Genomic DNA, 15,801 nt, shown 5'->3' with positions numbered 1-15,801 from the left:
TCGATGGTCAGGTTTCAGAAGCAATCGCGGTTCCGTGTGGGAGCGAGCTTGCTCGCGATGGGCTTGAGGACGCCGCGGGGTATCAGATTTTCCGCGTCATCGTTGACGACCATCGCGACGGTGCGACAGGCTCGCTCCCACAGTGTTTTGCATTCCAACAATGGAACAGGTGCAGTCATCAAACCGCCGCGTTATAGAACTGCTCGCTGCTCTTCTGCTCCACCAGCGCCTGCTCGATGGCGGCCTGATGAACTTCGTCCGAGTGCTCTTCGCGGGCTTCGGGCAGGATGCCCAGACGCGAGAACAACTGCATGTCCTTGTCGGCCTGCGGGTTGGCGGTGGTCAGCAATTTCTCGCCGTAGAAAATCGAGTTGGCGCCGGCAAAGAACGCCAGGGCCTGCATCTGCTCGTTCATGGCTTCGCGGCCGGCGGACAGGCGCACGTGGGATTTCGGCATCAGGATCCGCGCAACGGCGAGCATGCGGATGAAGTCGAACGGGTCGACGTCGTCGGCATTTTCCAGCGGCGTTCCGGCGACTTTCACCAGCATGTTGATCGGCACCGACTCCGGATGCTCCGGCAGGTTGGCCAGCTGGATCAGCAGGTTGGCGCGGTCATCAAGGGACTCGCCCATGCCGAGAATGCCGCCGGAGCAGATTTTCATCCCCGAATCACGTACGTACGCCAAGGTTTGCAGGCGCTCACTATAGGTGCGGGTGGTGATGATGCTGCCGTAGAACTCAGGCGACGTATCGAGGTTGTGGTTGTAATAGTCGAGGCCAGCCTTGGCCAGGGCTTCGGTCTGTTCCTGATCCAGGCGACCGAGGGTCATGCAGGTTTCCAGGCCCAGGGCTTTTACGCCTTCGACCATCTTCAGCACGTAAGGCATGTCTTTGGCCGACGGATGTTTCCACGCCGCGCCCATGCAGAAACGGGTCGAACCGATGGCCTTGGCGCGAGCGGCCTCTTCGAGGACCTTCTGCACTTCCATCAGTTTTTCTTTTTCCAGGCCGGTGTTGTAGTGACCGGACTGCGGACAATATTTGCAATCTTCCGGGCAGGCGCCGGTCTTGATCGACAGCAGGGTCGATACCTGCACGCGGTTGGCGTCGAAATGCGCGCGGTGCACCGTCTGAGCCTGGAACAACAGGTCATTGAATGGCTGAACGAAGAGTGCTTTGACTTCGGCCAAAGACCAGTCATGACGCAGGGTTGCAGAGGTGCTGGCGCTCATGGGTGTTTCCTTTGTTTTATGCTTGGCAAGCGCCGGGAACGGAACCCCGCAGGCGCATCACAGATGTTTCGGCATATTTAAGGAAGAGCGATGCGCTGTCAACCACGATACAAAGGACCGGTTTACAACTGGTTAAAAAACAAACAATCCTGTTTGCTGTGTGATGAGCGGACTGATGGCGTCACGCCGATCTGCATGGCCTGCGAAACCGAGCTGCCCTGGCTCGGCGATCATTGCCAGACCTGCGCCCTGCCCTTGCCCGCTGCCGGCCTGACATGCGGCCAATGCCTGAACCAGCCGCCGGCCTTCGAACAGGTGATCGCGCCCTGGACTTACAGCTTCCCGATCGACAGCCTGATTACCCGTTTCAAGCACAGCGCCAAATGGCCATTTGGCCACCTGCTCGGCGAACTTCTCGCCCAATCGCTGCAACATCGCTTCGACAATGACCTGCCGCGACCCGACACGCTGGTAGCGGTGCCCCTGGCCGTCCGGCGCCTGCGCCAACGGGGGTTCAATCAGGCCGCCATGCTGGCGCGCTGGCTCGCTGCCCATCTCGATATACCTTCCGATGAGCAGTTGCTGTTGAGGACTCAAGACACCAGCGCCCAACAAGACTTGAATGCCCAGGCGCGCAAGAAGAACCTGCGCCACGCCTTTGCCCTGGCACCCGACGCGTCACCGAAGGGACGCCATCTGGCGCTGGTGGATGACGTACTGACCACCGGCGCCACGGCGCACGCACTGGCCCGCCTGCTGATGGATGCCGGGGCCACCCGCGTCGACGTTTATTGCCTGGCGCGCACGCCCAAGCCTGGCGAGTCGCCGTGACTTGACTCCCGGGCCCCGAGCCGCCAACGTCCTCACCCTCGTCACAGCCCAAAGCGTCTTGCCATGTCCTTGCCTACGTTGTTGTCCCAGCACATTGTCCGCCGCCCGCAACGCATCGCCTTGCTGCAACACATCGCCGAGCAAGGTTCGATCACTCGCGCGGCGAAGAGCGCGGGGCTGAGCTACAAAGCCGCTTGGGATGCCATCGACGAGCTGAACAACCTCGCGCAGAAACCGTTGGTGGAACGCAGTGTCGGCGGCAAGGGGGGTGGCGGCGCCAAACTGTCCGCCGAAGGCGAGCGCGTGTTGCGCCTCTATCAGAAGCTGCAGGCGCTGCAGGCGCAGGTACTGGAGGCCGCCGAGGACGCCAGCGACCTCGACCTGCTTGGCCGGCTGATGCTCCGGACCAGCGCACGCAATCAGTTGCACGGTAAGGTCGCGGCCATTGAAACCCAGGGCTACAACGACCGGATTCGCCTCGAATTGGCCGCTGGCTTGAGCCTCGATGCGCAAATCACCCACGACAGCACCCTGCGCCTGGACCTGCAAACCGGGACCGAAGTCGTGGCCCTGATCAAGGCCGGTTGGCTCGAGGTGCTGGGCGGCGACGACGAGGCAACAGCCGGAAACAATTGCCTGGAAGGCGTTATCGAGGAAATTCTCGACGCCGAGGACGGCCCTTGCGAAGTGCGCATCGGTCTGCCCAACGGCCTGACACTCTGCGCACTGGCCGGGTCCCGGCATTTGCAATCACGCCAATTGAGCACCGGAAAACCGGTACGCGTGCAGTTCTCGCCATCCAACGTCCTGCTCGGCACACCGCTGTAAGGACAACTGCAACAAAAGCTTCATCGCCCATCATTAAGGTGACTGCAAAATTCGCAGGGAGCCTGATGTGAGCCTATTAAAAGACAACCAACCCACCGACCTCGAACAAATGGTCGGCCTCAGCCGTCGCGGTTTCATCAGCGCAGGCGCCCTGTGCGGTGCTGCGATGTTTCTGGGTGGCAACCTGCTGAGCCGCAGCGTACTGGCCGCCAGCGTCAGCGCCGGCACCAGCCAGTTATTGGGTTTCGACAGCATCCCCGCCGCCACCAGCGACGCGATCACCCTGCCGCCAGGCTACAAATCATCGGTACTGATCAGCTGGGGCCAACCGCTGCAGAAAAACGGCCCGGCCTTCGACCCGAGCGGCAATGGCACGGCCGAACATCAGGAAGTGCAGTTCGGCGACAACAACGACGGCATGAGCCTGTTCGAATTCCCCGGTGAAAAAGACCGGGCGCTGATGGCGATCAACAACGAATACACCAACTACCGCTACCTCTATCCCCACGGCGGCATGCCGCAGTCGGCGCAAGACGTGCGCAAGGCGCTGGCCTGCGAAGGCGTGTCGGTGATCGAAGTGCAGCGCAAGAACGGTCACTGGCAGTTCGTCCAGGGCTCGCACTACAACCGACGCATCCACGGCAATTCGCCGATCAGCCTGAGCGGCCCGGCCGCTGGCCACGACCTGTTGAAAACCAGCGCCGATCCACACGGCAAAAACGTCCTCGGGACATTCCAGAACTGCGCCAACGGCAAGACGCCGTGGGGCACGTACCTGACCTGCGAAGAGAACTTCACCGACTGCTTCGGCAGCAGCAATGCCGAACAGACATTCGATGCTGCACAGAAACGCTACGGCGCGGTGGCGACCAGTAAAGAAATCAACTGGCACCCGCACAACGAGCGCTTCGACCTGGCCAAGAACCCCAACGAACTCAACCGTCACGGCTGGGTGGTGGAGATCGACCCGTTCGACCCGAAATCGACCCCGGTCAAACGCACCGCGCTGGGCCGTTTCAAACATGAAAACGCGGCCCTGGCGGAAACCGGTGACGGTCGCGCCGTGGTGTACATGGGCGACGACGAACGCGGCGAGTTCATCTACAAATTCGTCAGCCGCGACAAAATCAACCACAAGAACCCCAAGGCCAACCGCGATCTGCTGGACCACGGCACCTTGTACGTGGCGCGTTTCGACGCCGGCGACGGTCATGCTGATCACCCCAAGGGCCAGGGTGAATGGATCGAACTGACCCACGGCAAGAACGGCATCGACGCCAGCAGCGGTTTTGCCGATCAGGCTGAGGTGCTGATTCATGCGCGCCTGGCCGCCAGCGTGGTCAAAGCCACGCGCATGGATCGCCCGGAATGGATCGTCGTCAGCCCCATGGATGGCCAGGTTTACTGCACGTTGACCAACAACGCCAAACGCGGTGAAGACGGCCAGCCGGTAGGCGGTCCGAACCCGCGAGAGAAGAACGTCTACGGGCAAATCCTGCGCTGGCGCACCGACCACGACGACCATGGCGCGAACACGTTCGCCTGGGACTTGTTCGTGGTCGCGGGCAACCCGCAGGTGCACGCCGGGACGCCAAAAGGCGGATCGTCGAACATCACCGCCCAGAACATGTTCAACAGCCCGGACGGATTGGGTTTCGACAAGGCCGGGCGCTTGTGGATTCTGACCGACGGCGACATGAGCAATGCCGGCGACTTTGCCGGCATGGGCAACAACCAGATGCTCTGCGCCGACCCGAAGACGGGTGAGATTCGCCGCTTCATGGTCGGGCCGATTGGGTGCGAGGTAACAGGGATCAGCTTCTCGCCGGATCAGAAGACGCTGTTCGTCGGGATTCAGCATCCTGGCGAAAACGGTGGATCGACCTTCCCCGAGCATTTGCCGAACGGCAAGCCGCGCTCTTCGGTGATGGCGATTACCCGCGAGGATGGCGGAATCGTCGGCGCCTGATCCGGCGTCATCGCGAGCAGGCTCGCTCCCACATGGCCAACATCGAACCTGTGGGAGAGAACCTGCTCGCGATGACGTCAGCCCAAACCACACACATCTCAAGCCCAGTCACTAAAGAAGCCCCGTCTGCGCTACCATGCTTGGCCGGACGCGGCAGCCTGCTGCGCGCAGGAGTCAGCATGGCCCATCCGTTTGAAACCCTCACCCCAGACCTCGTGCTCGATGCCGTCGAAAGCATCGGCTTTCTCAGCGACGCGCGCATTCTGGCGCTCAACAGCTATGAGAACCGCGTCTATCAAGTCGGCATCGAAGACTCCGAGCCGCTGATCGCCAAGTTCTACCGTCCGCAGCGCTGGACCAACGAAGCGATTCTCGAAGAACACCAGTTCACTTTCGAACTCGCTGACGTCGAGGTGCCGGTCGTCGCGCCGTTGATCCACAACGGTGAAACCCTGCACGAACACAAAGGCTTTCGTTTCACCCTGTTCCCCCGCCGGGGTGGCCGTGCGCCGGAGCCGGGCAACCTCGATCAGTTGTATCGCCTGGGGCAATTGCTCGGGCGCCTGCACGCGGTGGGCGCGACCAAACCGTTCCAGCACCGTGAAGCCCTGGGTGTGAAGAACTTCGGTTACGACTCGCTGACAACCTTGCTCGAAGGCAACTTCGTCCCCCGCAGCCTGTTGCCCGCTTACGAGTCAGTGGCCCGCGATCTGCTCAAGCGCGTGGAAGAGGTCTACGACGCCACCCCGCACCAGAACATCCGTATGCACGGCGACTGCCACCCCGGCAACATGATGTGCCGCGACGAGATGTTCCACATCGTCGACCTCGATGACTGCCGCATGGGCCCTGCGGTGCAGGACATCTGGATGATGCTGGCGGGTGATCGCCAGGATTGCCTGGGGCAGTTGTCGGAATTGATGGACGGTTACAACGAGTTCCACGATTTCAACCCGCGCGAACTGGCCTTGATCGAACCGCTGCGCGCCTTGCGCCTGATGCACTACAGCGCCTGGCTCGCCCGCCGCTGGGACGACCCGGCCTTCCCGCGCAGCTTTCCGTGGTTCGGGACGGAAAGGTATTGGGGCGATCAGGTGTTGGCGTTGCGTGAACAATTGGCGGCCCTCAACGAAGAGCCGCTGAAACTCTTCTAAACAGCAGCGCCTCCTGTAGGAGCGAGCCTGCTCGCGATGGTCGTGAACGATAACGCGGGGAACCTGATACCCCGCGGCGACTTTGAGTTCATCGCGAGCAGGCTCGCGCCTACAAGGATCAGCACACCAGGAAAAATCTCCTTACAATCCCCTTTTTGTTAGCTGCCTAAGCAAGGACTCTGCATGCAAGCTGCCAACCTCCGTCGGGGGTACATCCTGGGCCTGAGCGCCTACATCATCTGGGGAATTTTCCCGCTCTATTTCAAAGCTATCGCCAACGTGCCAGCCGCGGAGATCATCATCCACCGCGTGTTGTGGTCGGCGCTGTTCGGCTCTTTGCTGCTGATGGTCTGGAAACATCCGGGCTGGTGGCGCGAGCTGCGGGAGAACCCGAAACGACTGGCTATCCTGGCCCTGAGCGGCACGCTGATCGCCGCCAACTGGCTGACCTACGTCTGGTCGGTGAACAACGGACGCATGCTTGAAGCCAGCCTGGGTTACTACATCAACCCACTGGTGAACGTGCTGCTGGGCATGCTGATCCTCGGCGAACGATTGCGGCGCATGCAGTGGATCGCCGTGGGTCTGGCGGCGGTCGGCGTGGCGCAGCAGGTGTGGCAGGTCGGGAGCCTGCCGTGGGTGTCGCTGGTGCTGGCCCTGACCTTCGGTTGCTACGGGTTGATCCGCAAACAGGCACCGGTCAAGGCCTTGCCGGGGCTGGTGGTGGAAACCTGGATGCTGGTGCCGATTGCCGTCGCCTGGTTGCTGTTCAATCCGACGGCTGTGAGTGCTCAACCTGAGTTCTGGACGACGTCCGAAGCCTGGTGGCTGGTCGCTGCCGGCCCGGTGACGCTGGTGCCGCTGGTCTGCTTCAACGCCGCTGCAAGGCATTTGCCCTACACCACGTTGGGATTCCTCCAGTACCTGGCGCCGACATTGGTGTTGTTGCAAGCCGTGCTGCTGTTTGGCGAACACCTGTCGTCGAGCACCTTACTGGCATTCATCTTTATCTGGGCCGGCCTGGCCGTTTACAGCGTCGATGCCTGGGTCAGCCTGCGCCGCCGAAGCTGATCAAAAAACGCACAAGTCTCTGCAGGCCACGTCTACCGTGGCCTGCATCGTTTCTTCCCAAGGTTATCCACAACCTGATCCCCGGCGAATGTGCGCAAGTCGCTGAAACTGCTGGTTTTTTGATCAATTCCTGAAGAGCCCCGGCCAGCATGGCCTGGCGGGCTGTCTCTACAGGTTATCCACAGGCAGGTGCACGTTTAACTTGGATAACCCGATCAAGGGTCACTGCGCAGCACCAATTCCACCATCAGATCGTCGGCCAGGGTTTCCAGGCGCGATTGCAGTACATCCAGGGACAAGGTCAAGGGGACCGCGAGAATCGCTTCGGCGTGGAACAGCGGCTCACTGCTCATCGGCGCCGGCCGCACTTCAGTCACCAGCCGTTCCAGGTTCACGCCCTGCTCACTCAACAGTCGAGTGATATCACGCACGATTCCCGGCCGGTCATTGCCGACCAACTCCATGGCGATGGGTTTCCAGGTGCACGATTGCTCAATGCCGCTTTCGGCGATCAAGACGCGAATGCCTTGGGTGGACAAACCTTGCAGGGCATCGACCAGTTCATCGTAGGCCTCTGCCGGTACGCCGACCCGAAGGATCCCGGCAAATTGCCCGGCCATGCGCGACATGCGGCTTTCCAGCCAGTTGCCGCCGTGCTCGGCAATGCATTGGGCGATGCGCTCGACCTGCCCTGGCTTGTCTGGAGCGAAAACAGTGAGTACGAGGTGGTCCATGGCGCAGCCCTCTGGTCATGACTTTTGTTATAGAAAACCAAGTATAGGCAAGGCGCCGGAATCGGCTTGGCACTGCTGTTCTGTGGCGAGGGAGCAAGCTCTCTCGCCACAAAAAACAAAGCCCCATCGCGGGGCCACCAAAGATTATGTGTACAACTTTTTATATTTAACTGGAACAATCTCATGCTTTTTTGAGAACATCACGATCCTCGACGTGACTGCAATGCGTCATGGGGTCGCAGAACGACGTAATTAGTCTAATTTTCACAACCGCAATTCATCATGTAGTATGCCGCAGCGCGCACTACATAACGTTGGATCGATGTCTGCCTCAGGCGCAGTCGCATCCCTGAAAGTCCCGTCGACAAGGCCTCCACGCCGTTGATGGGTCCCCCACCCAGCCGTCAGAAATGGCATGTACTGGTACCAGGGTTTGTGGTTTAAATGCCAAAGGCTTCATTGTTAATTTGAAGAGCTGAAAAGCGAAATAGCTGAGCAGAGTGAGGCAAGCAATGACTGAACACGTTCAAGTCGGTGGCCTGCAGGTCGCCAAAGTCCTGTTCGACTTCGTGAACAACGAAGCCATTCCCGGTTCCGGCCTCACCGCCGACACGTTCTGGGCCGGTGCCGACAAGGTCATTCATGACCTGGCGCCGAAGAACAAAGCCCTACTCGCCAAACGCGATGATTTCCAGGCTCGTATCGATGGCTGGCACCAATCCCGTGCCGGTCAACCACACGATGCCGTGGCCTATAAAGCCTTCCTGCAAGACATCGGTTATCTGCTGCCAGAAGCGGCCGATTTCCAGGCAACGACGCAAAACGTCGATGATGAAATCGCCCGTATGGCCGGCCCGCAACTCGTGGTGCCGGTCATGAACGCCCGTTTCGCACTCAATGCTTCGAACGCCCGCTGGGGTTCGCTGTATGACGCGCTCTACGGCACCGACGCGATCAGCGAAGCTGACGGCGCGGAAAAAGGTAAAGGCTACAACAAGGTTCGCGGCGACAAGGTCATCGCCTTCGCCCGCGCCTTCCTCGACGAAGCGGCGCCATTGGCGGCCGGCTCCCATGTCGACTCCACCCGCTACACCATTGTTGACGGCAAACTGGTGGTCGCCCTCAAAGGCGGCAGCAACACCGGCCTGCGCAACGATGCCCAACTGATCGGCTTCCAGGGCGCTGCCTCGGCACCCACCGCGATCCTGCTGAAAAACAACGGCCTGCATTTCGAAATCCAGGTCGATGCCAGCACCCCGGTCGGCCAGACCGATGCCGCCGGTGTCAAAGACATCCTGATGGAAGCGGCGCTGACCACCATCATGGACTGCGAAGACTCGGTCGCTGCAGTCGATGCCGATGACAAAGTGGTGATCTACCGCAACTGGCTCGGCCTGATGAAGGGCGATCTGTCGGAAGAAGTCGCCAAGGGCGGTCAGACGTTTACCCGCACCATGAACGCCGACCGCACCTACACCGCCGTCGATGGCAGTGAACTGAGCCTGCATGGCCGTTCGTTGCTGTTCGTGCGCAACGTCGGTCACCTGATGACCATCGACGCGATCCTCGATAAAGACGGCAACGAAGTGCCGGAAGGCATCCTCGATGGCCTGGTCACTTGCCTGGCCGCACTGCACAACCTGAACGGCAACACGTCGCGTAAAAACACCCGCACCGGTTCGATCTACATTGTCAAACCGAAAATGCACGGCCCGGAAGAAGCGGCGTTCACCAACGAGCTGTTCGGTCGCATCGAAGACGTGCTGGCCCTGCCACGCAACACCCTCAAAGTCGGGATCATGGACGAGGAGCGTCGTACCACGATCAACCTCAAGGCCTGCATCAAGGCTGCCAGTGAGCGCGTGGTGTTCATCAACACCGGCTTCCTCGACCGTACCGGCGACGAAATCCACACCTCCATGGAAGCCGGCCCGATGGTGCGCAAGGCCGACATGAAGGCGGAAAAATGGATTGGCGCCTACGAGAACTCCAACGTCGATATCGGCTTGAGCACCGGCCTGCAAGGTCGCGCACAAATCGGTAAAGGCATGTGGGCCATGCCGGACCTGATGGCCGCGATGCTCGAACAGAAAATCGCTCATCCACTGGCCGGCGCCAACACCGCCTGGGTCCCTTCGCCGACCGCCGCTGCCTTGCACGCGCTGCACTACCACAAGGTTGACGTGTTCGCGCGTCAGGCCGAACTGGCCAAACGTGCTCACGCCTCGGTGGACGACATCCTGACCATCCCGCTGGCGGTCAATCCGCAGTGGACCGCCGAGCAGATCAAGAACGAACTGGACAACAACGCCCAGGGCATTCTCGGTTACGTGGTGCGCTGGATCGACCAGGGCGTCGGCTGTTCGAAAGTGCCGGACATCAACGACATCGGCCTGATGGAAGACCGTGCGACGCTGCGTATTTCCAGCCAGCACATCGCCAACTGGCTGCGTCACGATATCGTCACTCAAGAGCAAGTGATGGAAAGCCTCAAGCGCATGGCGCCAGTGGTGGACCGTCAGAACGCGGGTGATGCGCTGTACCGTCCGCTGGCACCGAACTTCGACAGCAACATCGCCTTCCAGGCAGCCGTCGAACTGGTGATCGAAGGTACCCAGCAGCCAAACGGCTACACCGAGCCGGTCCTGCACCGTCGTCGTCGCGAGTTCAAGGCTGCCAATGGCCTGTAACTGAGCGTTTGCGCCGGACATGAAAAAGCCCTGATCGAACGATCAGGGCTTTTTCTTTTGCAAATGCGATTCCCTGTGGGAGCGAGCGGCGCTGACAGGTCTGGCCTAAGACTCCATCCCCAACTCATGCTTCACCAGCGCCAGCAACTGACCGCTATCAATCGGCTTGAGCAGGAAATCCACCACACTCAAATGCATCGCCGCAATGGCGTCTTTCACGTCGGCATCCCCCGAGACGATGATGATCGGCATCGCCGCCCGCTCCGACTCACGCACCCGGCGGATCAGATCCAGGCCGTCTATGTGGCCCATTCGCAGATCGGTGATCACCAGGCCAATCGCCGGTTTCTCTGCCAGCATTTTGAGTGCGGTCTCGCCACTGGCGGCGGTCAGGCAGCGAATCCCGTCCAGCGCCAGAATCTCTGACAACAATTCCCGGGCGTCTTTATCGTCATCGACGATCAGCACGCGCTGCGGCGGCAAGTCAGGTTCCAGCATGATGGCACTGAGCGCCTCGCGCTCGGCGTCACTCAAAATATCGTGGTCGGACATGGCTTTCTCTACATATTCAGTTCAATTCCCTAGCACAGTGGTCAGACATCGCTAAGCAGACCTTCAATGTGCACTTCGTCGGATATTTTTCCAATAGGGAGGCTGCGAGGTTTTTCGCACAATTGCGTAAGGCTATTCCGACATTCCCTCACACACATCACCTACCTAGACTTACGTCCAATGGGCACCCGGACCGCAGGGGCCGACCATGGCCGAGTCATCCGACGACAAAAAATCCAACAAGACTGCGGTTATGGTTATGAGTAAAGCGGACGCCTTCACACAGGCAGGGAAAACCGCGGTGTTGCAGAACATCCAGGGCACCTTGCAATTCCTTCAGCGCTTCCCGCCCTTCAATCAAATGGAACACGCGCACCTGGCGTACCTGGTTGAGCAGTGTCAGCTGCGTTTTTATGCGCCCGGCGAAAGCATCATCAAGCCTGCCGATGGCCCGGTTGAACACTTTTACATCGTCAAGCAGGGCCGGGTCGTGGGCGAACGTCCGCACACGGCCAAGGGCGGCACTGAAACGACCTTCGAAATCACCACCGGCGAGTGTTTTCCCCTCGCCGCGTTGCTGGGCGAGCGGGCGACCCGCACCGAGCATCTCGCCGCCGAAGACACTTTTTGCCTACAGCTGAACAAGCTCGCGTTCATCAAACTGTTCGCCATTTCCAGCACCTTCCGCGACTTTGCCCTACGCGGCGTCAGTAGTCTGTTGGATCAGGTCAACCAGCAGGTCCAGCAAAAGGCCGTGGAAACCCTCGGCACCCAATACTCGCTCAACACCCGCCTCGGCGAATTGGCCATGCGCCATCCGGTGACCTGCAGCCCGGAGACACCCCTGCGCGAAGCCGTGACCCTGATGCATGAACAGCAGGTGGGCAGCATTGTGGTGGTCGATGCGCAAAAGGCGCCGCTGGGGATTTTCACCCTGCGTGACTTGCGTCAGGTCGTGGCCAACGGCACGAATGACTTCAACGAAACCATCGAACGGCACATGACCCATGCGCCGTTTTTCCTGTCGCCGGATCACAGCGCCTTTGACGCCGCCATTGCCATGACCGAGCGCCACATCGCCCACGTCTGCCTGGTCAAGAACCAGCGCCTGTGCGGTGTGGTCTCGGAACGTGACCTGTTTTCCCTGCAACGGGTCGACCTGGTGCACCTGGCGCGCACCATTCGCAGCGCCCAGCGTGTGGAAAACCTGGTCACCCTGCGCGGCGAGATCGGTCAACTGGTGGAACGCATGCTGGCCCACGGCGCGTCTTCGACCCAAATCACCCACATCATCACCCTGCTCAACGACCACACCGTGTGCCGGGTGATCGAGTTGACCCTGGCCGAGAAAGGCGACCCCGGCGTGCCGTTCAGTTGGCTGTGTTTCGGCAGCGAAGGCCGCCGCGAGCAAACCCTGCACACGGATCAGGACAACGGCATCATCTTTGAAGCGCGGGACGCCGCCCACGCCGCTGAAATTCGCGGCAAGTTGCTGCCCATCGCCCAGCAGATCAACCAGAGCCTGGCCCTGTGCGGCTTCACCCTGTGCAAGGGCAACATCATGGCCGGCAACCCCGAGCTGTGTTTGTCCCGAAGCGAATGGGCTCGGCGTTTTGCAGCATTTATCCGCGAGGCAACGCCGGAGAACCTGCTCGGTTCGAGTATCTATTTCGATTTGCGCGTGGTCTGGGGCAGCGAGCAAGGCTGCGAACAGTTGCGGCGCGGAATTCTCGATCAAGTCGGCGACAACCGCTTGTTCCAGCGCATGATGGCCGAGAACGCCTTACGCAATCGTCCACCCGTGGGCCGTTTCCGTGAGTTTGTGCTGGCCCGGAAAAATGGCGAGAAGGCCACCCTCGACCTGAAGGTCCAGGGCCTGACCCCGTTCGTCGATGCTGCACGTTTACTGGCCCTGGCCAACGGCGTCGAAGCGAACAATACGCTGGAGCGGTTTCGCCAGTTGGTCGACAAGGAGGTCATCGACGCCCTGGACGGTGCAGCGTATGAAGAGGCGTATCACTTCATTCAGCAAACCCGCATGCAGCAACATCAACGCCAGACCCGGGAAAACCTGCCCTACTCCAACCGCGTGGACCCGGACAGCCTCAATCATCTGGACCGACGCATCCTGCGTGAATCGCTGCGCCAGGCCCAACGCCTGCAAAGCAGCCTGACCCTGCGGTATCAGCTATGAGCCTGTTTTCATGGCTGCGCCCGGCCGGCCCGATACTGTCCGGGGAGCTGCAACTTCGCCTGCAACGCTTGCCAACACCGACTGGGCTGAGTGAATGCAGCCTGCGCGAACAGCGCTGGGTCGTACTGGACCTGGAAACCACCGGGCTGAACCTGAACAAGGACCGCGTGCTGTCCATCGGCGCAGTGGTGATCGAGGACGGCGCGATTGATTTCAGCCAGCAATTCGAACGCACCCTGCAGTGCACCGAAGTCAAACTCGGTCCCAGCGTATTGATCCACGGCATCGGCCCCAGCGCGATTGCCGCCGGCAGTGACCCGGCGCTGGCATTGGTCGAATTCATGGAGTACGTCGGTGACAGCCCGATCCTGGCCTTCCATGCGCCTTTCGATCAACACATGCTCGGCCGCGCCTTGAAAGATCATCTGGGCTACAAGTTGCAGCATCCCTTTCTGGATGTGGCGGACATCGCCCCGCTGCTGTGCCCGCAAGCCAACATCCGCGAAGCCGGGCTGGACGAGTGGATCGACTGGTTCAAGCTCGAAGTCTTCGAGCGCCACAACGCCAGCGCCGATGCCCTGGCGACCGCCGAATTGGCGCTGATCCTGTTCAGCCGGGCACGGCAGCAGCAGATTCATAGCCCGTTGAATTTGCAGCAGCGCTTGAATCAGTGGAAGCGACGGCAGCGCACACCGTCCTTCTGATCTTCAACCTCTGTTCCGGCCTCATCGCGGGCAAGCCGCACTCCCACAGGAATTGTGCATAACCTTGTGGCTTGCCCGCGATAAACGATGACGCGGTCTCCCGACCAACGCCAATTGCTTTACCTCCCCCGCCTCTGACACAATCGCGAACTATTCTCGTTAGTTAACGCTTCCCAATCGGTAATGCTACGTGACGTCAGTCCCAAGCCCCCAGAATGAGCTCGTCGGTGCGTTATATCGCGACCATCGCGGTTGGCTGTTGGCCTGGCTTCGGCGCAACGTTGCCTGCCCGCAACGGGCCGAAGACCTGAGTCAGGACACGTTCGTGCGTTTGCTCGGCCGTGAGCAATTGAAGGAACCGCGCGAGCCTCGGGCCTTTCTGGTGGCCATTGCCAAAGGCCTGCTGTTTGACCACTTCCGTAGAGCCGCACTGGAACAGGCTTACCTGACCGAACTGATGCTGATACCCGAAGCCGAGCAACCGTCGGTGGAAGAACAGCAAATGATCCTTGAAGACCTGAAAAACATCGATCGCCTGCTCGGCAAACTGTCGAGCAAGGCGCGGGCGGCGTTTCTCTACAACCGTCTCGACGGCCTCAATCACGCGCAAATCGCCGAACGCCTGGGCGTATCGGTACCACGGGTGCGTCAGTACCTGGCCCAGGGCATTCGGCAGTGCTACATCGCGCTGTACGGTGAGCCGACATGAACCCGATCAGTTCCAGGCCGGTGTCGGCACAGGTGCTGGACGCGGCGATTGCCTGGCAGCTGTCGCTGGATTCCGGCAACCCGGTCGAGCGCGAAGCGTTCTCCAAATGGCATGCCGCCCACGAAGAACACGCTCGCGCCTGGCGCCAGTTGGGCATGCTCGACCAGCGTTTCAGCGTCGCCAGCGGCCCGGCCCGCACCGCCCTGCTGCAATCGCGCGAAAGCCTTCGCCGACGCATGCGCAAGCTTGGCAGCGGCATGGCCAGCGTCGTCGCCGTGATGGGCCTGGCGCTGTTCACCGCAGATCGTTACCTGCCGCTCGACTATTGGCTGGCGGACCAGCGCACCGCCACTGGCGAACAACGCACCCTGCGCCTGGCCGACGGCACGCTGATCAACCTCAACACCCACAGCGCCGTGGACGTTCGCTTCGACGAGAAGCAGCGCCGGGTCATTCTTCAGGAAGGCGAGATCCTGGTCGAAACCGCCCATGGCGATGCCCGACCGTTTATCGTCGAAACCCGCGAAGGCAGCATGCGCGCCCTGGGCACGCGTTTTCTGGTCAAGCGCGAAGCAGAAGGGACGCGCCTGAGCGTGCTGCAGTCGGCGGTGGCCGCACACCCTGAATCGAGCCCGCAAGAGCAAATCCTGCGCGAAGGCCAGCAAGTGCTGATACGCAACGACGGCCTGGGCCCGGTGGCTGCGCTCGGCCTCGGCGCCGATGCCTGGACCCGCGGCATGCTGGTGGTGGACAACGCGCGGCTGGGAGACCTGGTGCACGAACTCGGCCGCTATCGCCGTGGGCATCTGGGTGTGGCGCCGGAGGTGGCCGACCTGCGGATCACCGGCAGCTTCCCGCTCAAGGACACCAATCTGGCGCTGGACGCCCTGCTGCCAACCCTGCCGGTGCAGATTGAGCAGCACACACAGTGGTGGGTGACGGTGGCGGCGAAGACTGAGGCCAAGCGCAATCCCCTGTAGGAGCTGGCCTGCCAGCGATGGTCGTTAACGATAACGCCATGCTCATTGGATAAACGCGGAGCCTTAAAGGGCATAGCTGGGCAAACCGGCTCCTGCTGGTCCGCGATGACCTCGAAATAACTGAATCGAAATTATTTTCATCCCGCCCTAT

At 60.8% G+C, this 15,801-nt stretch carries 13 protein-coding genes; 10 read left to right on the top strand and 3 right to left on the bottom strand.

From position 1 onward, the window contains the following. Nucleotides 1-178: 178 nt before the first annotated feature. Nucleotides 179-1,234: a biotin synthase BioB gene (bioB, locus tag BLV61_RS17845; protein ID WP_047534246.1), complete on the bottom strand. Its 1,056-nt coding sequence runs from the start codon at nucleotides 1,232-1,234 to the stop codon at nucleotides 179-181. Nucleotides 1,235-1,324: 90 nt separating this feature from the next. Between bioB and BLV61_RS17840 the strand changes: the two genes are divergently transcribed. The 5 genes from BLV61_RS17840 (at nucleotide 1,325) to rarD (ending at nucleotide 7,087) form a co-directional block, all read left to right on the top strand. Further along, the gene (locus BLV61_RS17840; protein ID WP_047534249.1) at nucleotides 1,325-2,065 is read left to right on the top strand and encodes a ComF family protein; all 741 of its coding nucleotides are present in this window, start codon (nucleotides 1,325-1,327) and stop codon (nucleotides 2,063-2,065) included. A 63-nt stretch (nucleotides 2,066-2,128) separates the two neighbouring features. Further along, nucleotides 2,129-2,893 (top strand): TOBE domain-containing protein, encoded by a 765-nt coding sequence (locus BLV61_RS17835; protein ID WP_090466736.1) that lies wholly within the window; start codon nucleotides 2,129-2,131, stop codon nucleotides 2,891-2,893. 67 nt (nucleotides 2,894-2,960) lie between these two features. After that, entirely contained in the window at nucleotides 2,961-4,862 is a 1,902-nt protein-coding gene (locus tag BLV61_RS17830; protein ID WP_090466734.1) for a PhoX family protein, read from the top strand. A 179-nt stretch (nucleotides 4,863-5,041) separates the two neighbouring features. Next, nucleotides 5,042-6,016 carry a serine/threonine protein kinase gene (locus BLV61_RS17825; RefSeq protein WP_047534256.1) on the top strand — a complete coding sequence of 325 codons (975 nt, stop codon included), beginning with the start codon at nucleotides 5,042-5,044 and terminating at the stop codon, nucleotides 6,014-6,016. 183 nt (nucleotides 6,017-6,199) lie between these two features. Further along, nucleotides 6,200-7,087 (top strand): EamA family transporter RarD, encoded by an 888-nt coding sequence (gene rarD, locus BLV61_RS17820; RefSeq protein ID WP_090466731.1) that lies wholly within the window; start codon nucleotides 6,200-6,202, stop codon nucleotides 7,085-7,087. Nucleotides 7,088-7,302: 215 nt separating this feature from the next. Here rarD and BLV61_RS17815 read toward each other — a convergent pair whose 3' ends face one another. After that, a complete protein-coding gene (locus tag BLV61_RS17815; protein ID WP_090466728.1) occupies nucleotides 7,303-7,821 on the bottom strand; it encodes a glycine cleavage system transcriptional repressor in 519 nt (172 codons plus the stop codon). Nucleotides 7,822-8,333: 512 nt separating this feature from the next. On the opposite strand from BLV61_RS17815, the gene BLV61_RS17810 reads away from it, so the two are divergent. After that, nucleotides 8,334-10,511 (top strand): malate synthase G, encoded by a 2,178-nt coding sequence (locus tag BLV61_RS17810; protein WP_090466727.1) that lies wholly within the window; start codon nucleotides 8,334-8,336, stop codon nucleotides 10,509-10,511. Nucleotides 10,512-10,616: 105 nt separating this feature from the next. Here BLV61_RS17810 and BLV61_RS17805 read toward each other — a convergent pair whose 3' ends face one another. After that, nucleotides 10,617-11,063: a response regulator gene (locus BLV61_RS17805; RefSeq protein ID WP_090466725.1), complete on the bottom strand. Its 447-nt coding sequence runs from the start codon at nucleotides 11,061-11,063 to the stop codon at nucleotides 10,617-10,619. A 253-nt stretch (nucleotides 11,064-11,316) separates the two neighbouring features. Here BLV61_RS17805 and BLV61_RS17800 point away from each other — a divergent pair, with 253 nt between their 5' ends. The 4 genes from BLV61_RS17800 to BLV61_RS17785 all read left to right on the top strand — a co-directional run bounded on the left by BLV61_RS17800 (nucleotide 11,317) and on the right by BLV61_RS17785 (nucleotide 15,650). Continuing rightward, nucleotides 11,317-13,257 carry a putative nucleotidyltransferase substrate binding domain-containing protein gene (locus BLV61_RS17800; RefSeq protein WP_090469922.1) on the top strand — a complete coding sequence of 647 codons (1,941 nt, stop codon included), beginning with the start codon at nucleotides 11,317-11,319 and terminating at the stop codon, nucleotides 13,255-13,257. After that, nucleotides 13,254-13,961: a 3'-5' exonuclease gene (locus BLV61_RS17795; protein ID WP_047534268.1), complete on the top strand. Its 708-nt coding sequence runs from the start codon at nucleotides 13,254-13,256 to the stop codon at nucleotides 13,959-13,961. The genes BLV61_RS17800 and BLV61_RS17795 overlap by 4 nt, the downstream gene beginning before the upstream one ends. Nucleotides 13,962-14,151: 190 nt before the next feature. Further along, complete coding sequence (locus BLV61_RS17790) at nucleotides 14,152-14,670, top strand: RNA polymerase sigma factor (protein ID WP_090466723.1); 519 nt, start codon at nucleotides 14,152-14,154, stop codon at nucleotides 14,668-14,670. Then, the gene (locus BLV61_RS17785) at nucleotides 14,667-15,650 is read left to right on the top strand and encodes a FecR domain-containing protein (protein WP_090466721.1); all 984 of its coding nucleotides are present in this window, start codon (nucleotides 14,667-14,669) and stop codon (nucleotides 15,648-15,650) included. The genes BLV61_RS17790 and BLV61_RS17785 overlap by 4 nt, the downstream gene beginning before the upstream one ends. Nucleotides 15,651-15,801 lie beyond the last annotated feature (151 nt).

This window comes from Pseudomonas mohnii (assembly GCF_900105115.1).
GTDB classification, from domain to species: Bacteria; Pseudomonadota; Gammaproteobacteria; order Pseudomonadales; family Pseudomonadaceae; genus Aquipseudomonas; species Aquipseudomonas mohnii.
Note: the sequence above shows the minus strand (reverse complement) of the source record. Positions and strands in the feature narration are given on the sequence as shown.